Origin of the sequence: Pseudomonas wadenswilerensis (assembly GCF_024749185.1) — a bacterium.
In the GTDB taxonomy this organism is placed as follows: domain Bacteria; phylum Pseudomonadota; class Gammaproteobacteria; order Pseudomonadales; family Pseudomonadaceae; genus Aquipseudomonas; species Aquipseudomonas wadenswilerensis.
Genome location: NZ_CP087191.1, coordinates 1,163,370 through 1,177,797, shown reverse-complemented (window position 1 = coordinate 1,177,797; position 14,428 = coordinate 1,163,370). Strand labels below are relative to the sequence as shown.

Annotated in this window: 15 protein-coding genes; 4 read left to right on the top strand and 11 right to left on the bottom strand. The window is 64.1% G+C overall.

The annotated features are described in order from the left end of the window. Window position 1: 1 nt before the first annotated feature. The 5 genes from purT to LOY45_RS05335 all read right to left on the bottom strand — a co-directional run bounded on the left by purT (window position 2) and on the right by LOY45_RS05335 (window position 3,182). Entirely contained in the window at window positions 2-1,183 is a 1,182-nt protein-coding gene (gene purT / locus LOY45_RS05355) for a formate-dependent phosphoribosylglycinamide formyltransferase (RefSeq protein ID WP_258578836.1), read from the bottom strand. A 97-nt stretch (window positions 1,184-1,280) separates the two neighbouring features. Further along, entirely contained in the window at window positions 1,281-1,748 is a 468-nt protein-coding gene (locus LOY45_RS05350; protein ID WP_258578835.1) for a VUT family protein, read from the bottom strand. Window positions 1,749-1,811: 63 nt separating this feature from the next. Then, a complete protein-coding gene (locus tag LOY45_RS05345; protein WP_258578834.1) occupies window positions 1,812-2,015 on the bottom strand; it encodes a DUF1289 domain-containing protein in 204 nt (67 codons plus the stop codon). Beyond that, on the bottom strand, window positions 2,015-2,539 hold the full coding sequence (locus LOY45_RS05340) for a gamma carbonic anhydrase family protein (RefSeq protein ID WP_258578833.1): 525 nt from the start codon (window positions 2,537-2,539) through the stop codon (window positions 2,015-2,017). The genes LOY45_RS05345 and LOY45_RS05340 overlap by 1 nt, the downstream gene beginning before the upstream one ends. Before the next feature lie 43 nt (window positions 2,540-2,582). After that, the gene (locus tag LOY45_RS05335) at window positions 2,583-3,182 is read right to left on the bottom strand and encodes a CoA pyrophosphatase (protein WP_010220257.1); all 600 of its coding nucleotides are present in this window, start codon (window positions 3,180-3,182) and stop codon (window positions 2,583-2,585) included. Window positions 3,183-3,316: 134 nt separating this feature from the next. Here LOY45_RS05335 and LOY45_RS05330 point away from each other — a divergent pair, with 134 nt between their 5' ends. From LOY45_RS05330 to LOY45_RS05315, 4 genes are all read left to right on the top strand, one after another. Then, a complete protein-coding gene (locus LOY45_RS05330; RefSeq protein ID WP_115088466.1) occupies window positions 3,317-3,871 on the top strand; it encodes an NUDIX hydrolase in 555 nt (184 codons plus the stop codon). Between the two features lie 21 nt (window positions 3,872-3,892). After that, a complete protein-coding gene (locus LOY45_RS05325; protein ID WP_115088467.1) occupies window positions 3,893-4,450 on the top strand; it encodes a L,D-transpeptidase family protein in 558 nt (185 codons plus the stop codon). 151 nt (window positions 4,451-4,601) lie between these two features. Then, window positions 4,602-6,311: a ShlB/FhaC/HecB family hemolysin secretion/activation protein gene (locus tag LOY45_RS05320; RefSeq protein WP_258578832.1), complete on the top strand. Its 1,710-nt coding sequence runs from the start codon at window positions 4,602-4,604 to the stop codon at window positions 6,309-6,311. Window positions 6,312-6,339: 28 nt separating this feature from the next. Beyond that, a complete protein-coding gene (locus tag LOY45_RS05315; protein WP_115088469.1) occupies window positions 6,340-10,893 on the top strand; it encodes a hemagglutinin repeat-containing protein in 4,554 nt (1,517 codons plus the stop codon). A gap of 13 nt (window positions 10,894-10,906) precedes the next feature. On the opposite strand, the gene gspN is transcribed toward LOY45_RS05315, so the two are convergent. Genes gspN through LOY45_RS05285 form a run of 6 tightly spaced genes read right to left on the bottom strand, consistent with a single transcriptional unit; the run spans window position 10,907 to window position 14,426 of the window. Beyond that, window positions 10,907-11,554: a type II secretion system protein N gene (gene gspN, locus LOY45_RS05310; protein WP_167458917.1), complete on the bottom strand. Its 648-nt coding sequence runs from the start codon at window positions 11,552-11,554 to the stop codon at window positions 10,907-10,909. Beyond that, on the bottom strand, window positions 11,551-11,937 hold the full coding sequence (gene gspM, locus LOY45_RS05305) for a type II secretion system protein GspM (RefSeq protein WP_115088470.1): 387 nt from the start codon (window positions 11,935-11,937) through the stop codon (window positions 11,551-11,553). Before gspM ends, gspN begins: the two co-directional genes overlap by 4 nt. After that, complete coding sequence (locus LOY45_RS05300; RefSeq protein WP_115088471.1) at window positions 11,934-13,043, bottom strand: GspL/Epsl periplasmic domain-containing protein; 1,110 nt, start codon at window positions 13,041-13,043, stop codon at window positions 11,934-11,936. Before LOY45_RS05300 ends, gspM begins: the two co-directional genes overlap by 4 nt. Then, window positions 13,043-13,630, bottom strand: a complete 588-nt coding sequence (locus LOY45_RS05295; RefSeq protein WP_115088472.1) for a prepilin-type N-terminal cleavage/methylation domain-containing protein — start codon at window positions 13,628-13,630, stop codon at window positions 13,043-13,045. Before LOY45_RS05295 ends, LOY45_RS05300 begins: the two co-directional genes overlap by 1 nt. After that, a complete protein-coding gene (locus LOY45_RS05290) occupies window positions 13,627-13,995 on the bottom strand; it encodes a type II secretion system protein GspI (RefSeq protein ID WP_115088473.1) in 369 nt (122 codons plus the stop codon). The genes LOY45_RS05295 and LOY45_RS05290 overlap by 4 nt, the downstream gene beginning before the upstream one ends. After that, entirely contained in the window at window positions 13,992-14,426 is a 435-nt protein-coding gene (locus LOY45_RS05285) for a prepilin-type N-terminal cleavage/methylation domain-containing protein (protein ID WP_115088474.1), read from the bottom strand. The genes LOY45_RS05290 and LOY45_RS05285 overlap by 4 nt, the downstream gene beginning before the upstream one ends. Window positions 14,427-14,428: the final 2 nt, after the last annotated feature.

The window sequence follows — 14,428 nt, the reverse complement described above, 5'->3', positions numbered from 1 at the left end:
CCTAGAACTCTACCTTGACCGCCTGCGAAGCACGGGTTGCCTTGGCGCGGGCAGCTTCGATCGACTCGTCACGGGCCAGGCACACGCCCATGCGCCGCTGGCCATTGACCTCAGGTTTGCCGAACAGGCGAATCGCGGTATCCAGCTCGCTCAACGCCGCGCCCAGGTTATCGAATGCAGTCTGCTGCGACTGACCTTCAACCAGGATCACCGCCGACGCCGACGGGCCGAACTGGCGAATCAGCGGGATCGGCAAGCCCAGAATCGCCCGCGCATGCAGGGCAAATTGCGACAGGTCCTGGGAAATCAGGGTCACCAGGCCGGTGTCGTGCGGGCGCGGCGAAACTTCGCTGAACCACACCTGGTCGCCTTTGACGAACAACTCGACACCGAACAACCCACGACCGCCCAGCGCCTCGGTAACCGCCTTGGCCACCCGCTCGGACTCGGCCAGGGCCAGCGGGCTCATCGCCTGCGGCTGCCAGGATTCCTGGTAATCGCCCTTTTCCTGACGGTGGCCGACCGGTGCGCAGAAGGTAGTACCGCCGACATGACGAACGGTCAGCAGGGTAATTTCGTAGTCGAAATCGATAAAGCCTTCGATGATCACCCGGCCCTTGCCGGCACGCCCGCCTTCCTGGGCGTAGTCCCAGGCCTTGTGCAGGTCGTCAGCGCTGCGCAGCAGGCTCTGGCCCTTGCCCGACGAGCTCATGACCGGCTTGACCACGCACGGGAAACCCAGGTCTTCGACAGCCTTGGAATACGCCTCGAAGGTATCGGCGAAATGATAGGGCGAGGTCGGCAGGTCCAGCTCTTCCGCTGCCAGGCGACGGATGCCTTCGCGGTTCATAGTCAGCTGCGCGGCGCGGGCGGTCGGCACCACGGTGAAGCCTTCGTTTTCCAGCTCGACCAGGGTCGCGGTGGCGATGGCTTCGATTTCCGGGACGATGTAATGCGGCTTCTCGGCCTCGATCACTGCCCGCAGGGCGGCGCCGTCGAGCATGTTGATCACGTGGCTGCGATGGGCCACCTGCATGGCCGGGGCATTGGCGTAACGGTCCACGGCAATCACTTCAACGCCCAGGCGTTGCAGCTCGATCACCACTTCCTTGCCCAGCTCGCCGCAGCCACAGAGCAGTACGCGGGTCGCGGTCGGCGACAATGGGGTTCCGATACGGGTCATTTCAGGTCCTCAGAGGGAAGAACATCCTGGGCCGCCCCGTACTCGGTGCAACCCGGTGAAAAGGAGCGCCATTTTACATGAACCGCGGCCGCTGGCCTCAGCCGGTGACCACCCGTTTGCGCACGCGCCAGGCCATGGCCAGCCAGACCACGGTGACACCGGCGAATTTCGACGCCATGGCGGTGCCGACCACGGCCGGGGTCAGGGCCCCGATCATGCCGAAGAAGATAAAGGTGTCGATCGGAATGCTCAGTGCCGAACTCAGCCACAGGCGATCATGCAAGGGCCGTTTGGTAAGGGTGAACACCAGCCAGTCGATGCACTCGGACACGGCAAAGGCGGTGGCACTGGCCAGAGCAATGGCCGGCTCCGAGGTGACATAGGACAGCACCAGGGCCGCCAGCATGGCGATCAGCGCACCATGGCCGAAGCGGGTCTGGACCATGTCGCGCAGGATGAACACCAGGCCGCCCCAGGCAGACCAGATGACATCCAGGTGCGGGGCACTGGAGAAGGCGTAGTTGATCAGCACTACGCTGCTGATATAGGCAATCAGAAAGAACATGGGATCGACCGCTGGGCAAGCGCTACAGGGTACTGCAGCGACTGCCGGCGGCCAAGGGGCGGATCATGCGCCGACGCTGAAGATCAGCCCGGCAGCGACTGCACGCTCATGGCACAGCTTGAGCACCTGGCGGCGCTCAATGTTGTCCATCCGCCCCCAGCGGGTGATTTCAGCGGCGGTGCGCTGGCAGCCGGTGCAGATATCATCGTCGTCCAGCGCGCAGATCTGCACGCAGGGCGAGGCCACCAGGCGTTCAGGCGTACTCATCAATCCTCCTGCGGGGCCAGGTCGCGGGCATAACGCTCGGCGTTGTGCACATAGTGAGCGGCGCTGGCTTCGAGCAGTTTTTTCTGCGCGTCGGTCAGCTCACGCACGACTTTGCCCGGCGAGCCCATGACCAGCGAGCCGTCGGGAATCTCCTTGCCTTCGGGGATCAGCGCATTGGCGCCGATAATGCAGTACTTGCCGATCCGCGCGCCGTTGAGGATCACCGCGTTGATGCCGATCAGGCTGTAGTCGTCGATCGAGCAACCGTGGAGCATGGCGTTGTGACCGACGGTCACGCCCTTGCCCAGGGTCAGCGGCGAGCCCATGTCGGTGTGCATCACCGTGCCGTCCTGGACGTTGCTGTTCTCGCCGATGTCGATCAGTTCGTTATCGCCGCGCAGCACCGCGCCGAACCAGACGTTGGCACCGGCCTGCAGGCGCACCTTGCCGATCAGCGTGGCGGTGGGCGCAACCCAGCTGCGCGGATGGGTTTCGACCCGCAGGTCGCCCAGACGGTATTTCATGCGTGGTTCCTCACGGTGCGGCATGGCTGGCGGGTGGTCCCGCTCAAATTGGGGTAAAGCGTTCAGGCGGCTGATGCAGGCTGATGTTGGCATCGTAAAGCAAGTTGACCAGCTCGACGATCATGATCGCCGACAGGCCCCAGATCTTGTACTCGCCATACCGATAGCTGGGCACGTACCAGCTGCGGCCCTGATAATCGATACGGTGGGTATGGTCGCGCGGGTCCTGGCGGAAGAATTCCAGCGGCACGGTGAACACCGCGGCAATCTCGGCGTCGTTGGCCTGGTACTCGACAAAATCGGGGATCAGCCCGACGAAAGGCGTCACTTTCAGCCCATGCAGGGAAATCAGCGGGCTCAGTGGGCCGATGATTTCCACCAGGCCCGGCGGCAGGCCGATTTCTTCTTCGGCTTCACGCAGGGCGGTAAAGATCAGGTCGGGGTCTTCCGGGTCGCGGCGCCCACCGGGAAAAGCCACCTCGCCACCGTGGGTCGACAGCCCTTTGGCGCGCAGGGTCAACACCAGCTCCGGCTCTTCGCTACGGGTGATGGGCAATAACACGGCGGCCTCGGGAAAACGTCGGTCCGTCTCCAGGGTACTCGGCGTATGACTGCTCACGCGGCGAAGTAGCTCGTCCAGCATTGCTCTCTCTCGATTCCAAAGCCTGTCCTGCATGATGCACCAAAGCCGCGGGCCGCCCAAGTCCCGGCGACGATCCGGCTTGCGGCCCCGGTGACAGTGGCGCCAAGATAGGCGCACCTAACAGGAATAAAAGCATGAAATTCTGTAGCGCGTGTGGCAATCAGGTAATTCAGCGTGTTCCCGAAGGCGATACCCGCCTGCGCTATGTCTGTGATCACTGCCAGACCATTCATTATCAGAACCCCAACATCGTCGCCGGGGTACTGCCGACCTGGGGCAGCCAGGTACTCTTGTGCCGTCGCGCCATCGAACCGCGCCGCGGCTACTGGACCTTGCCCGCCGGGTTCATGGAGAACGGCGAGACGGTGGAACAAGCCGCGCGCCGGGAAACCATCGAGGAAGCCTGCGCCCGTGTCGGGGCGGCGAGCCTGTACCAGCTGTTCGACCTGCCGCACATCAACCAGGTGCATGTGTTCTTCCGCGCCGAGCTCGCCGACCTGGACTTCGCCGTCGGCGTCGAGAGCCTGGAGGTGCGGCTTTTCGACGAAAGTGAAATCCCCTGGGACGAGCTGGCTTTCCGCACCGTCAGTCGTACCCTAGAATGCTATTATCGTGACCGCATCGAGCAGCGCTTCCCGATTGGCAACGAATGCCTTTCACCCATGCTCGTCCCGTCACCCAATACCTAGCTTTCTCAGGGATATCGTTTCATGCGCTGGTTGCTTGCCCTTTTCTGCCTCAGTGTGGCTTCGATGTCCCAGGCGGGTTTCACCGAAACCATCATCACCCGGCCGGTCGACAAGACCGCGCCTTCGCCACTGCAACCGCAACAGCCACGGCCTGCGATGATCGACAAGATCCTGGTGATCAAGTCGGAGCGGCGCCTGCAACTGATCAGTGGTGGCACGCCGCTGAAAACCTACCGCATCTCCCTGGGCAAGCAGCCCAAGGGCGCCAAGGTGCAGGAAGGCGACAAGCGCACCCCCGAAGGTTTCTACTGGATCGACTGGCGCAAGCAGAGCGACCGCTACAACCTGGCCATGCACGTGTCCTACCCAAACATCAGCGACGCCGCGCGCGCCCGTCGCGAAGGTGTCCCGCCGGGCGGGATGATCATGATCCACGGCACGCCCCTGAGCGAGGAGTACCCGGAAGAGGTGTTCCACACCCTGGACTGGACCGAAGGCTGCATCGCCATGACCAACCGCGACATGCGCGAGGTGTGGAACATGGTGCCGGACGGCACCATGATCGAAATCCGTCCCTGATCACTCTCCAGGCTACTTCCGACAAATAAGTCGGAAGTTTCCCGCACAACTCAGGCTTCAGCCCTACCCATCTACCGGCCCGGTAGCACATCTATTCGAATAGTAGCGCCCATAAAATCCACGCACCTGGATATCCTCTGGACGCTACTGCATGCCCTGTTCACTCAGCATTGTTGCTGCACGCCTTGGTATCCCGCATCCGGCCGCCCCGGGTATCTTCGTCGTTTTACTGCTCATGGTGGGCCCCGCCAGCGCTCATGAACACCTAGGTGTACAGCCGCTGCGCGATCAACGCCTTTACCTTGAGCAACTCGAACAACGTCAACGCTTGCGCAAGCTGCAACGTACCGATGAGTTACCCGAGCCCGCTACCGATGTGCCAACACCCGCCGAGGCCACGCCCTGCTGGCCGCTGAACGGTGTACGCCTGGCAGGCAACCGGGAGTTGACGTCCGCAGAGCTGGCCGCCAACGTGCAACCGCTGGTGACGCCGTGCATGGACGTGGCGCAAATCAACCTGATCCTCAAATCCATCACCCAGCAATACGTGCAAGCGGGGTATCCGACCAGCCGCCCTTACCTCGTCAACCCGCCGCAAGCCGGCACGACCCTCGACATCGAGATCGTCGAGGGCTTTGTCGAATCGATCGAGTTGGCCACCCCCGATCTGCCGCTGTCACTGAGCAGCGCATTCCCGACCTTGCTCGGCGAGCCCCTGCGTTTGACCGAACTGGAACAGGGCATGGACCAGTTGAACCGGCTGCGGGCATTCGAGCTGGGCGCCGACCTGATGCCCGGAGAGCTTGAAGGCGGCACCCGCATCGTGATCACGTCACGGCAGGTCAACCCCCGCTGGCGCCTGGGCAGTACCTATGACAATCGCGGCAGCGAGCTGACCGGACGTGACCGTGTCGGTGCCAGCCTGACCCTGGACAGCCCGCTGCAGCTCAATGACTACACGCAGCTCTCGGTAACCTCGACGCTCGGTTCAGGCCCCCGCTACAGCCGCGGCTACGGCCTCTACTACAGCATCCCCTATGGCCCCTGGACCTACGCGCTTAACCTCAACCAATTGCACTACCAGGCGCAGCTGCCGGGCCGGCGAGTGCGCAGCAGCGGCCAGAGCGATTTTTATGGCCTGAGCCTTGAGCGCAACCTGTGGCGCAACCAGTACGGCCTGCTCAGCGCCAGCCTGCGCCTGGATCAGAAACGCCAGGACAATCGTCTGGCCGGGCAACGCCTGCAACTGCAAAGCCCGACCCTCACCAGCCTGGAAGCGGGCCTGAACCTGTTGTGGCTCGACGCCAACTTGTGGAGTGCCAATCTGGGCATTGTCCAGGGACTGGACCGGTTCGGCGCCGATAGCGCGCCCCTGGCCAGCAATGCGCCGCAGCCGCAGTTTCGCAAGTACCGCGCCAACCTCCTGCATCTGCGCCAAGGTCGTGACCCGGCTTGGCCCTGGCGCTGGCAGAGCGAACTGAACCTGCAGTACAGCCCCGATGCACTGCCTGCGGTCGAGCAGTTTCTGCTCAGCGACAACAGCGCCGTGCGCGGCTTTCGCCAACAGGTGGCGGCAGGCGCCACGGGCGCCGTGTGGCGAAACACCCTGAGCCAGCCATTGGCCCTGGACTTGCCCGCCGGGCTGGTGATTCGCCCGCAACTGGGCATGGACCTGGGCTGGAGCAAATTCGACCACGGCCGCACTGCGCAACAACTGGCCGGTGCCCATGCCGGCCTTGAGCTGAGCCTGCCCGACAGCCTGCTCAAGCTTGACTACCAACGCGCCCTGCACGCCAGCAACACTCGCCGCCAGGACCTGGAGACCGGTTACTGGCTGCTGGAGTGGGTAATGAACATCTGATGTCCACAACAAGAAAGAGAAGACCGTGATGCCCAAGACGCCCTCCCCCGCAGTACAACGGCGCAGGCTCAATCGCCTGCGCTGGATGATCGCCCTGAGCCTGATGACCCCAGGCGTCAGCCTGGCCGATAACGGCCTGCAGGCGGCAACCGGCATTGCCGGTACGCCACTGATCACCGATCAGCACGGCGTGCCGGTGATCGACATCGTCGCCCCTAATGCCAGCGGCCTGTCGCACAACCAGTTCCTCGACTACAACGTCAACAAGCCCGGGTTGGTGTTGAACAACGCCCTGCAGGCCGGGCAATCGCAACTGGCCGGCGCCCTGGCCGCCAACCCGCAGTTCCAGGGCCAGGCCGCCTCGACCATCCTCAGTGAAGTGATCAGCCGCAACGCCTCGCGCATCGAAGGCCCCCAGGAAATCTTCGGCCGACCGGCCGATTACATCCTGGCCAACCCCAATGGCATCACCCTCAACGGTGGCGGCTTCATCAACACCACCCGCGCAGGCTTTCTGGTCGGCACGGCCGAACTTGAAGACCAGCGCATCAAATACCTCGATACCCGCGCCGCCAATGGCACGCTGGAGATACTCGACGCTGGCCAGAGCAACCGCGCCGGAGCCCTCGAGCTGATCGCCCCGCGCATCGAAAGCCGCGGCACGCTCGAAGCCCGGGACGAGTTGAGCCTGGTGGTCGGACGCAACCGCATCGACGTGGCCGACGGTCAGGTCATCGAGCACCTGGCGGCGCCGGCCGGCAGTATCGATGCTCGCCTGTTCGGTGCCATGCAGGCCGGGCGCATCCGCATCCTCAGCACCGCCCTCGGCGCCGGCGTACGCATGGGCAGCAGCCAGTTGCAAGCGCGCGACGGGATCGACATGGACTCTGCCGGTACCCTGGAGATCAGCGCCAGCGCCGAGCAGCCCGGCCGCTTGTACAGCGAAAACGGCGCGGTGAACCTCAAGGCCGCCGACGACCTGAGCCTCGACGCAGTGCGCGTGCAGGCGCCACAGGTAAACATCAAGGCCGGGAAAAATCTCACCCTCGATGCCCGGACCCGGGAAACCATCAGCCGCGAACGGCAGAGCCGCGAAGAAAAATGGTGGTTCGTCACCACCGAAACCTACGACCGCGAAAGCACCCGCACCCAGCGACAACAGGTCGGCAGCCAGATCCTGGCCAGCCAGGACATCAACCTGCAGGCGGGCGACGACCTGCGCATGGTGGCCGCTACCGTCGAGGCCGGCGGCGACCTGTCGGTCAACGTCGGCAAGGATCTGACCATCAGCGCTGGAACCGATAGCCTGCAGGTCGATGAGCAGATCCGTCACCGCAAGCACCTGTGGCGCGGCGACAAGGACAGCAGCAGCTACCAGGAAAGCGCCCGCGCCAGCGCGCTTTCCGGTCTGCAGGTTTCCCTGACGTCCAAAGGCAGCACGCAGATTCTGGGCAGCACGCTGAACAGCGCGGGTGACATGAGCCTCAAGGCCGGCAATCTGGAAGTGGCCGCCGTTACCCTGAAAAGCGATGAGAACACCCGCAACTACAGTGGTGACCTGGTTTCCGGCACCTTCTTCGGCAAGAACGGGCAAACCGAGGCCAAGGGTCAACAGGGCAGTGGCAGCACCCTTCAGGCCCAAGGTGCTTTGACTGTGGCAGCTGACCAGGTGCAGATCAAAGGCTCCAGGGTTCAGGCCAAAGGTGATGCGTTGTTGCTCAGTGAAAAAGCCCGGCTGTCGGTAGAAGCAACCCAAAACCAGTCCAGCGTTGATCAACGCGAGACTGACAGTAAGCTGTTCGGCCTGATTACCGAGACAAGCCAACGCCAGGAACAGCGTCAGCAGGTGCTGAGCAGCGACGTTGCCTCTGAAAGCAACCTGCGCCTGGCCAGCGCCGATGACCTGCAGGTGATAGGTTCAAGGCTCGAAGCCGGCAAGCAGCTGCACCTGCAGGCGCAGAACAACATCAGTGTCAGCACTGCCGAACAGCTTCAAAGCGTCAGCGAACAGAACCAGCAACAAGGCTTTACCGCCAGCGCCAGCCAGACCCAGGATGCCGCCGACGGCAAACCCGACTCGCGCCAGTACACCGCCTCGGTGGGATACGGCACTGTCCGCACCGACACCACGAAAACCGATCTTGAACAGGTTGCCAGTACGCTCAAGGGCGCCGGCGTACAACTCAACAGCGGCAATGACATCAACCTCAATGGCTCCTACATCGAGGCCGTCGAGGGCGACCTGCAGCTCGATGGCCGCGCGGTCACCTTGACGGTAGCCCATGAGCAACAGTCACAGCAGACCACCAGCACCGAAAGTGGCGGCGGCCTGCGTGTCAGTGGTGGCATCGATGCCGTCGGCAGCGCCTTCGAGGGTTATCACAAGCGCCAGGTACTGGATGAACGCGCAAGCCAGGCGCAACGCAGCAGCCTGGTGGCCGCCGGTGACGTGCAATTGAAAGCCGTCAAGCTGGTCAACGAGGCCGCCAGACTCACGGCAGGCCGGTCATTGGAGCTGCAAGCCAGCACCGTGGACAATCGTGCCGTCGACGATACCCAGGAATCCGAACTGACCCAGACCAACTGGCAAGCCAGCCTCGGCGCCAGCCTGGTGTACAAGGACCTGACCCGCCCGGTGGAAAACCTGGTCACCGGTACCGAGGCCAGTCGTTTCCAGCAGGCATCGATCGAAGACGCTCTCGCCCCGCCAACGCTGGGCGCCGACCTGGAGTTCAAGCATCTCAATCGCAAAGAACTCAAGCGCAGCAGCACGGCGCAGGTCACTGAGCTTACCGCCCAGCACATCACCCTCAAGGCCGACACCCTCAACGATACGGGCACCCAGTACCGGGCAACACAGGGACCATTGGCGATTCAGGCGCAAAGCCATCGTTTTGCTGCGGCCCAGGACAGCACTGGCAAGCGTGTCGAGCGCCTGGATGTGGACGCCGCCGTGCGCGTCGAAACCAGCACCGGCAGCGATATCAACCTGCGTCTTTCCGGCAAGGGCGGCTCGCTGCTGACCGACAACAGCTCGCAAACCGCACGCCCTGGCAGCCTCTACGGCCAGACCGGTATCCAGATTCAGGTGGGCAGCGACGGTCTGTACGAGGGCACCCGTTTCAATGCCGGGGACGGTTCGCTTGAGATTTCGGCCAAGGGCAACCTGAGCCTGGTCCAGGCCAACGATCAACAACGCCAGCAGGAGAACAAACTCGAGGGCAATGCCTGGTTCAAAGCAGGCAATGCCCCCGCAGGCAGTGCCCTGGAACTGCGCGGCTACCTTGACCAGAGCAAGCTGGACAGTATCGATACCCAGGCCCGCGTGGTAGAAATTGATGCCAAGGGCAAAGTACAGCTGCAGGCGGGTGGCGCCCTCGAGCTGGTGGGTGGGCGTATTGGCAGTAGCGCGGCAAAGGTCTCGGATATCGAGTTGCAGAGCGCAGGTGCGCTGAAGGTCAGCACTGGCGTCGATACCCACGAGGCCCAAGGCAGCAACCTTGGTGGTGGCCTGGAATTGCTGGGCAAGAGCACCAGCAATGGCAAGGGCGGTGGCCTGGGTGGTCACTTCAGCACTGGGCGGGTCGATGAAAGCAGTTCCACGGCTAGCGGGGCCAACTGGTTTGCCAAGGAGCAACTGCTGCTGAGCAGCGCCGCCGGCCAGGACGATGCGCTGAAGCTGCAAGGCGTCAAGGCATCGGCAAACCAGATCGCCGTCACTGCCCGCGAAGGCGGCGTGCTGATCGAGGCCGCCGCCAGCAGCGATCGGCGCAACAACCTCGATCTCACCGCCGGTGCCGGTATCAACGCAGCACCGGGGGCATCCTCGCAACAGGCCAAACGCGGGCTGTATGCCCGCGGGCAGGTGAACATTGATCGTCGTGACAACCTCACCTTCGACAACAGCCAATGGCGCGCCGGGCAAATCAGCCTGACCAGCCTGACTGACACTCGCCTTGAGGGCGTTGGCCTGGATGCCGGGCGCATCGACGGACAGGTTGGCGGTGATCTGCGCATCACCAGCCGCCAGGATCAGGTCGACAGCCTGAAAGTGGCGGTGGATGCACGCTTGAGCCAGGAGAGGAACCCACAGGGCTACATCAACGCCGCCAATGCCGTGGCTGGCCCCTTGGCTGGAAAGGTCGAGAAGCAGGTCGGCAGTGCGCTGCAGAAAGTCGACCCGAAGACTTCGCCAACCTTCACCCTCAAGGTCGAGCACACCCAGCGCAACACCGTCGCCAGTCAAAGCGCGCTCAACGCCCGTGAAGGCATCGCCCTGGAGGTGGGCGGGAGTGTACTGCTCTCCGGCGCCAGCCTGCAGGCGAACAGGGGCAAGGTGCAGCTGGGCGGCGCGCCCGTCACCCAGCAAGCCCTGCAGGGCCGTGACTATTACCGCGAGGTGGGGGTCAATGCCTCGAATGCACCGGTAGACCTGGTCAGCGGCCTGATCAATGTCTACGGTTCCGGGGGCAACGCCAACGGCGGTGAACAGCCGGTTGACCTTGGCCTGCTACGCACCAGCGGGCATGACCGCAGCAGTATCCTGGCCTCGAGTATCAAGGAGGGTGGCAAGCCGCGCTGAGGCCGCCTGCCCGTCACCACCTGAGGTTGCGGTTCATGCGGGTTCCATCCGTCTTGAGCCAGCCGGCAGCCAGTAACACCGGGTACAGGGCCGTACCCGGTGTTACCTCCCCCTGCAGGTTCCCGCGACGGGCCAGCAGGTCAGCATCCAGCTCACCCTGATGCTGACCCTGCAACTGCAATTGCGCCAACAGGTGCATGCCGGCCGTGCAATCAATCCGCACCCGGGCCGCGCCCAACGGCACTGACCATGGCGCAACCAGCGCCAGGTTGCGGCCAGCGATCTCACCCTGGCTGACCCGGCACTGCCGACCGCTCCCCTGCACGTCGATCCGGCCGCTCCACTCGCCCGTCAGGCGATAGGACGAAGGCATTGTGAGCGTGCGCTGCAACGGCTCGACAGCCGCGCTCCAGTTCCACGGCCAGCCAGCGACCTTGACCTGCCAGCTTTGCCCCTGGAACCCTAGCTCCACCTGCGCCCGCAGACGCCAGGGTTGCCAGTGCCAGGCAACCGGCCCCACCTGCCCCAAGCGTTGCGCCTGGCCTTGCCAAAGGCTGCCGGAAACGCCCTCGGCGGCAACGGGTGCGAGCAGCCACCTGGCCGGCAGCCCGGCCAACACAGTCAGCGAGAACACCAGGCTGAACCAGCCGACGCGCTTCACTGCTGCAGCTCCAGCTCGAAGTTCATGGCGCTCTCGGCTTGCTCCAGCGACCAACGCAGCGGACGCACGCCTTCGCGCTGCACGGCCAGTAACCAGCGCTGCAAACCTTGCTCATCGACTGCACGGCCCTTTATCTGCCAGCTGTTTTTTTCCGCCAGCACCTCGTTGAGCACGATGCTGTTTGCCTGGGCTGATTGCTGCAGTTGCTCGACACTGAACCGCGCATCGACCTGCAAGCCGGCCGCCGACCGGGCCAGGGCCTGCCACTGCTGGGCGTCCTGCCAGCGGGCCGTGCCTTCACGAATCATCAAGGTGATGAGCAACAACCCTACCGTTACCCAGGCTGCCGGCAACAACCAGCGGCGCTGCATCCACTGACTCATGATGCCGCTCCCAGGTCGAACATCAGTTGCAGGTGATCTTCGCCACCCGCCACTGCAACCGGCACACCGACCTGCTTGGCGATAGCCTCCCAGGTCGCGACCTCTGGCGGCTGATCGCCGCGAAGCCGCAACGTCCAGCGTTGCCCGTCGAAGCCGCTGGCGGTCATGTGCCAGGCGGGCTGCGCTTGCAGCCATTGCTGTAATGCGGCCTGCAATTGCCCGATCTGGCGCAGGCGCAGTTGGCGATCCTCCTCGGCCTGACGCTGACGCTTGAGTACCTGGGCGGCCTGACGAGGTGAAGTGACCGGCCCCGTCACCGCGAGCACTTGCGCTTTGTAGACCTCGTTCTGGCGCCATTGCTGGCTCAGCCACAGGCCGCACCAGAGCAGGCCCAACAGCGCGCACGCGGCGATCAGTCGCCAGTGCCCGGGGGCCATGGGAAGCCGCAGCCGCAGCTGACGCGAAGGGCGCAAATCAAACAGGCTGGGCAACCGCTCCAGCATGGCCAGTCGAGGTGGCCAGGCCCCCTCAAACGCTTCGCTTTGCAGGCCCGGCCATGGCGCCGGCAGGTTCGGCCCGAGCAAGGACGGCCAGGCCAGCCAGTGCTGTCGTGATTGCTCGGTTACGCCCTTGAGCAACAGCAGATCAGGGCTGCGCTGCCAGCGCAGGGCGGTGCCTGCCGGCGTATCCGCCAACAACTGAAACTCGGCCCAGCAACGCTCCACGCTTAGCCCCCAGTCCGCGCACCGGGCCAGCCACTGGCCGAGCAGCGCCTGATCGACGCTGACCAGCTCCAGCTGATTGCCCTGGCGCGAAACACAGCCACATCGGATGGACTCGGCTGGCTGCAGCAAACGCTCTTCGACCAGCAGCGGCCACTCGTCACGTTTGAGCCCCGGTGGCGCCGGAAGCTGAAAATGGCTGCACTGGTTACCCGGCAGAATCAGCACCACGCGAGCGCCGTCAGGGCTGGGAAGCAGCCCCTCCCCGGCTTCGCGCCTGCCGTCTGCCAGGCGCAGCCAGCTCCAGGGCGCTTGCCCCTGGCCCGGTCGCAGCAGCAGCCAGTTGCTGCTGCGTGGCGTTTGCCAGCGTTCAAGCCATTTCATCAGGGCGCCTCCGGCAGGGCGAAGGTACAGACATAAGGTGCTCCATCACGCTTGAACTCAAGCCGCACGCCGAGATCCGGGGCGGATCGCTCGGCAGAAGGAAAGGCCAGCCAACGGCCCGATTGAAAAAAGGAGAAACTCGGCGCGGTGACCTGATCGAGCTGATCGCGTTCACGCCATTGCGGTTTACCCACCGCATACAGGTCGGCGGAGGTTTCCAGCAGCAGGCGTTGCCCGCGCGAGTCATAACTCAGGCGCTGGCGCTGCAAGCGCGAACCGCCTTCCGCTTGCGGCCAGGCGCCGCGGGCCACCCATTGCAGTTGCAAGGTGGCGGGTTGCCAGTCCAGCCAGTTGATTGCCAGGGGCAGGCGCTGTTCATAGAGCTGGCGTAACACCGTCGAATCGAAACGCCGCTCCAGGGCCAGGCAAAAATTCAGTACCGGCGAGCCCTGCGCAGGTTGCTGCAAGCGTTCGCGCACGCCCACCCAGGCATTGACCAGCGTCGCCAGCAAGATCCCCAGCACGGCGGTCAGGGCCAGGGCCACCAGCAGTTCAAGCAAGGTCAGGCCCTGCTGTCGGCGCTTCATGGGCGCACCAGGAAGATGCGGTACTGGCCGAGGGGATCGCGCCCGTCACGGTCGGCAAACAGGTGCAACTCACCACGGCGCAGGTTGCGTACTCCGGTGGAGGTCAGTTGCAGTTGCCAATGACAGTGGCCATCGCCCTGCTGCAATTGCCCGGCAACGCTGTTCTGCATCGGCCAATAGCGCTCAACGGCGAAACGCGCCTGCAGCTCGCGGGCGCAAAACACGCCCAGGCGGTGTTGCTGCACGCTCTGCTGCACCGCCAGACGCTGGCGCAGCACCTGGCTGGTCATGATTGCCAGGGCTGCGGCAATGCCCAGGGCCACGGTCACCTCCAAAAGGGTGAAACCTCGTTGCGCACGCATCACCGTGGTGCCCTGTGCAGTTGGCCATCACCGCTCCAGTGCCAGCGCTGGGTACCCTCAGGCCAGTGCCAGTTCAAGACAGCACTGCGCGCAACGCCGTAGGCCGAGAACACCAGTCGTGGCTCGTGGCTGGCAGGCCAGTCGGCGTGCAAAGCTGGCGGCCAGTCGCCCAAGGCGACGGTCTCGAGCTGCCAGCGCTCATCGACCCGACGGACAAATTCGGGACGGCTGCCATTCCAGCGCAAGCCACGAATCTCCCCGCCATGCAGCGCCAGCTCCGCCTGCTGGCGGCTGGCGCTGGCAAGGCGCTCAAGAGCCTGCTGCATCGGCGCCTTGCCACTGTCGAGCCAGGCAATACTCAGGGTACTCATCAGCCCGGCGATCAGCAGCACCACGAGCATCTCCAGCAGGGTAAAACCACGCTCGCCGCGCATGC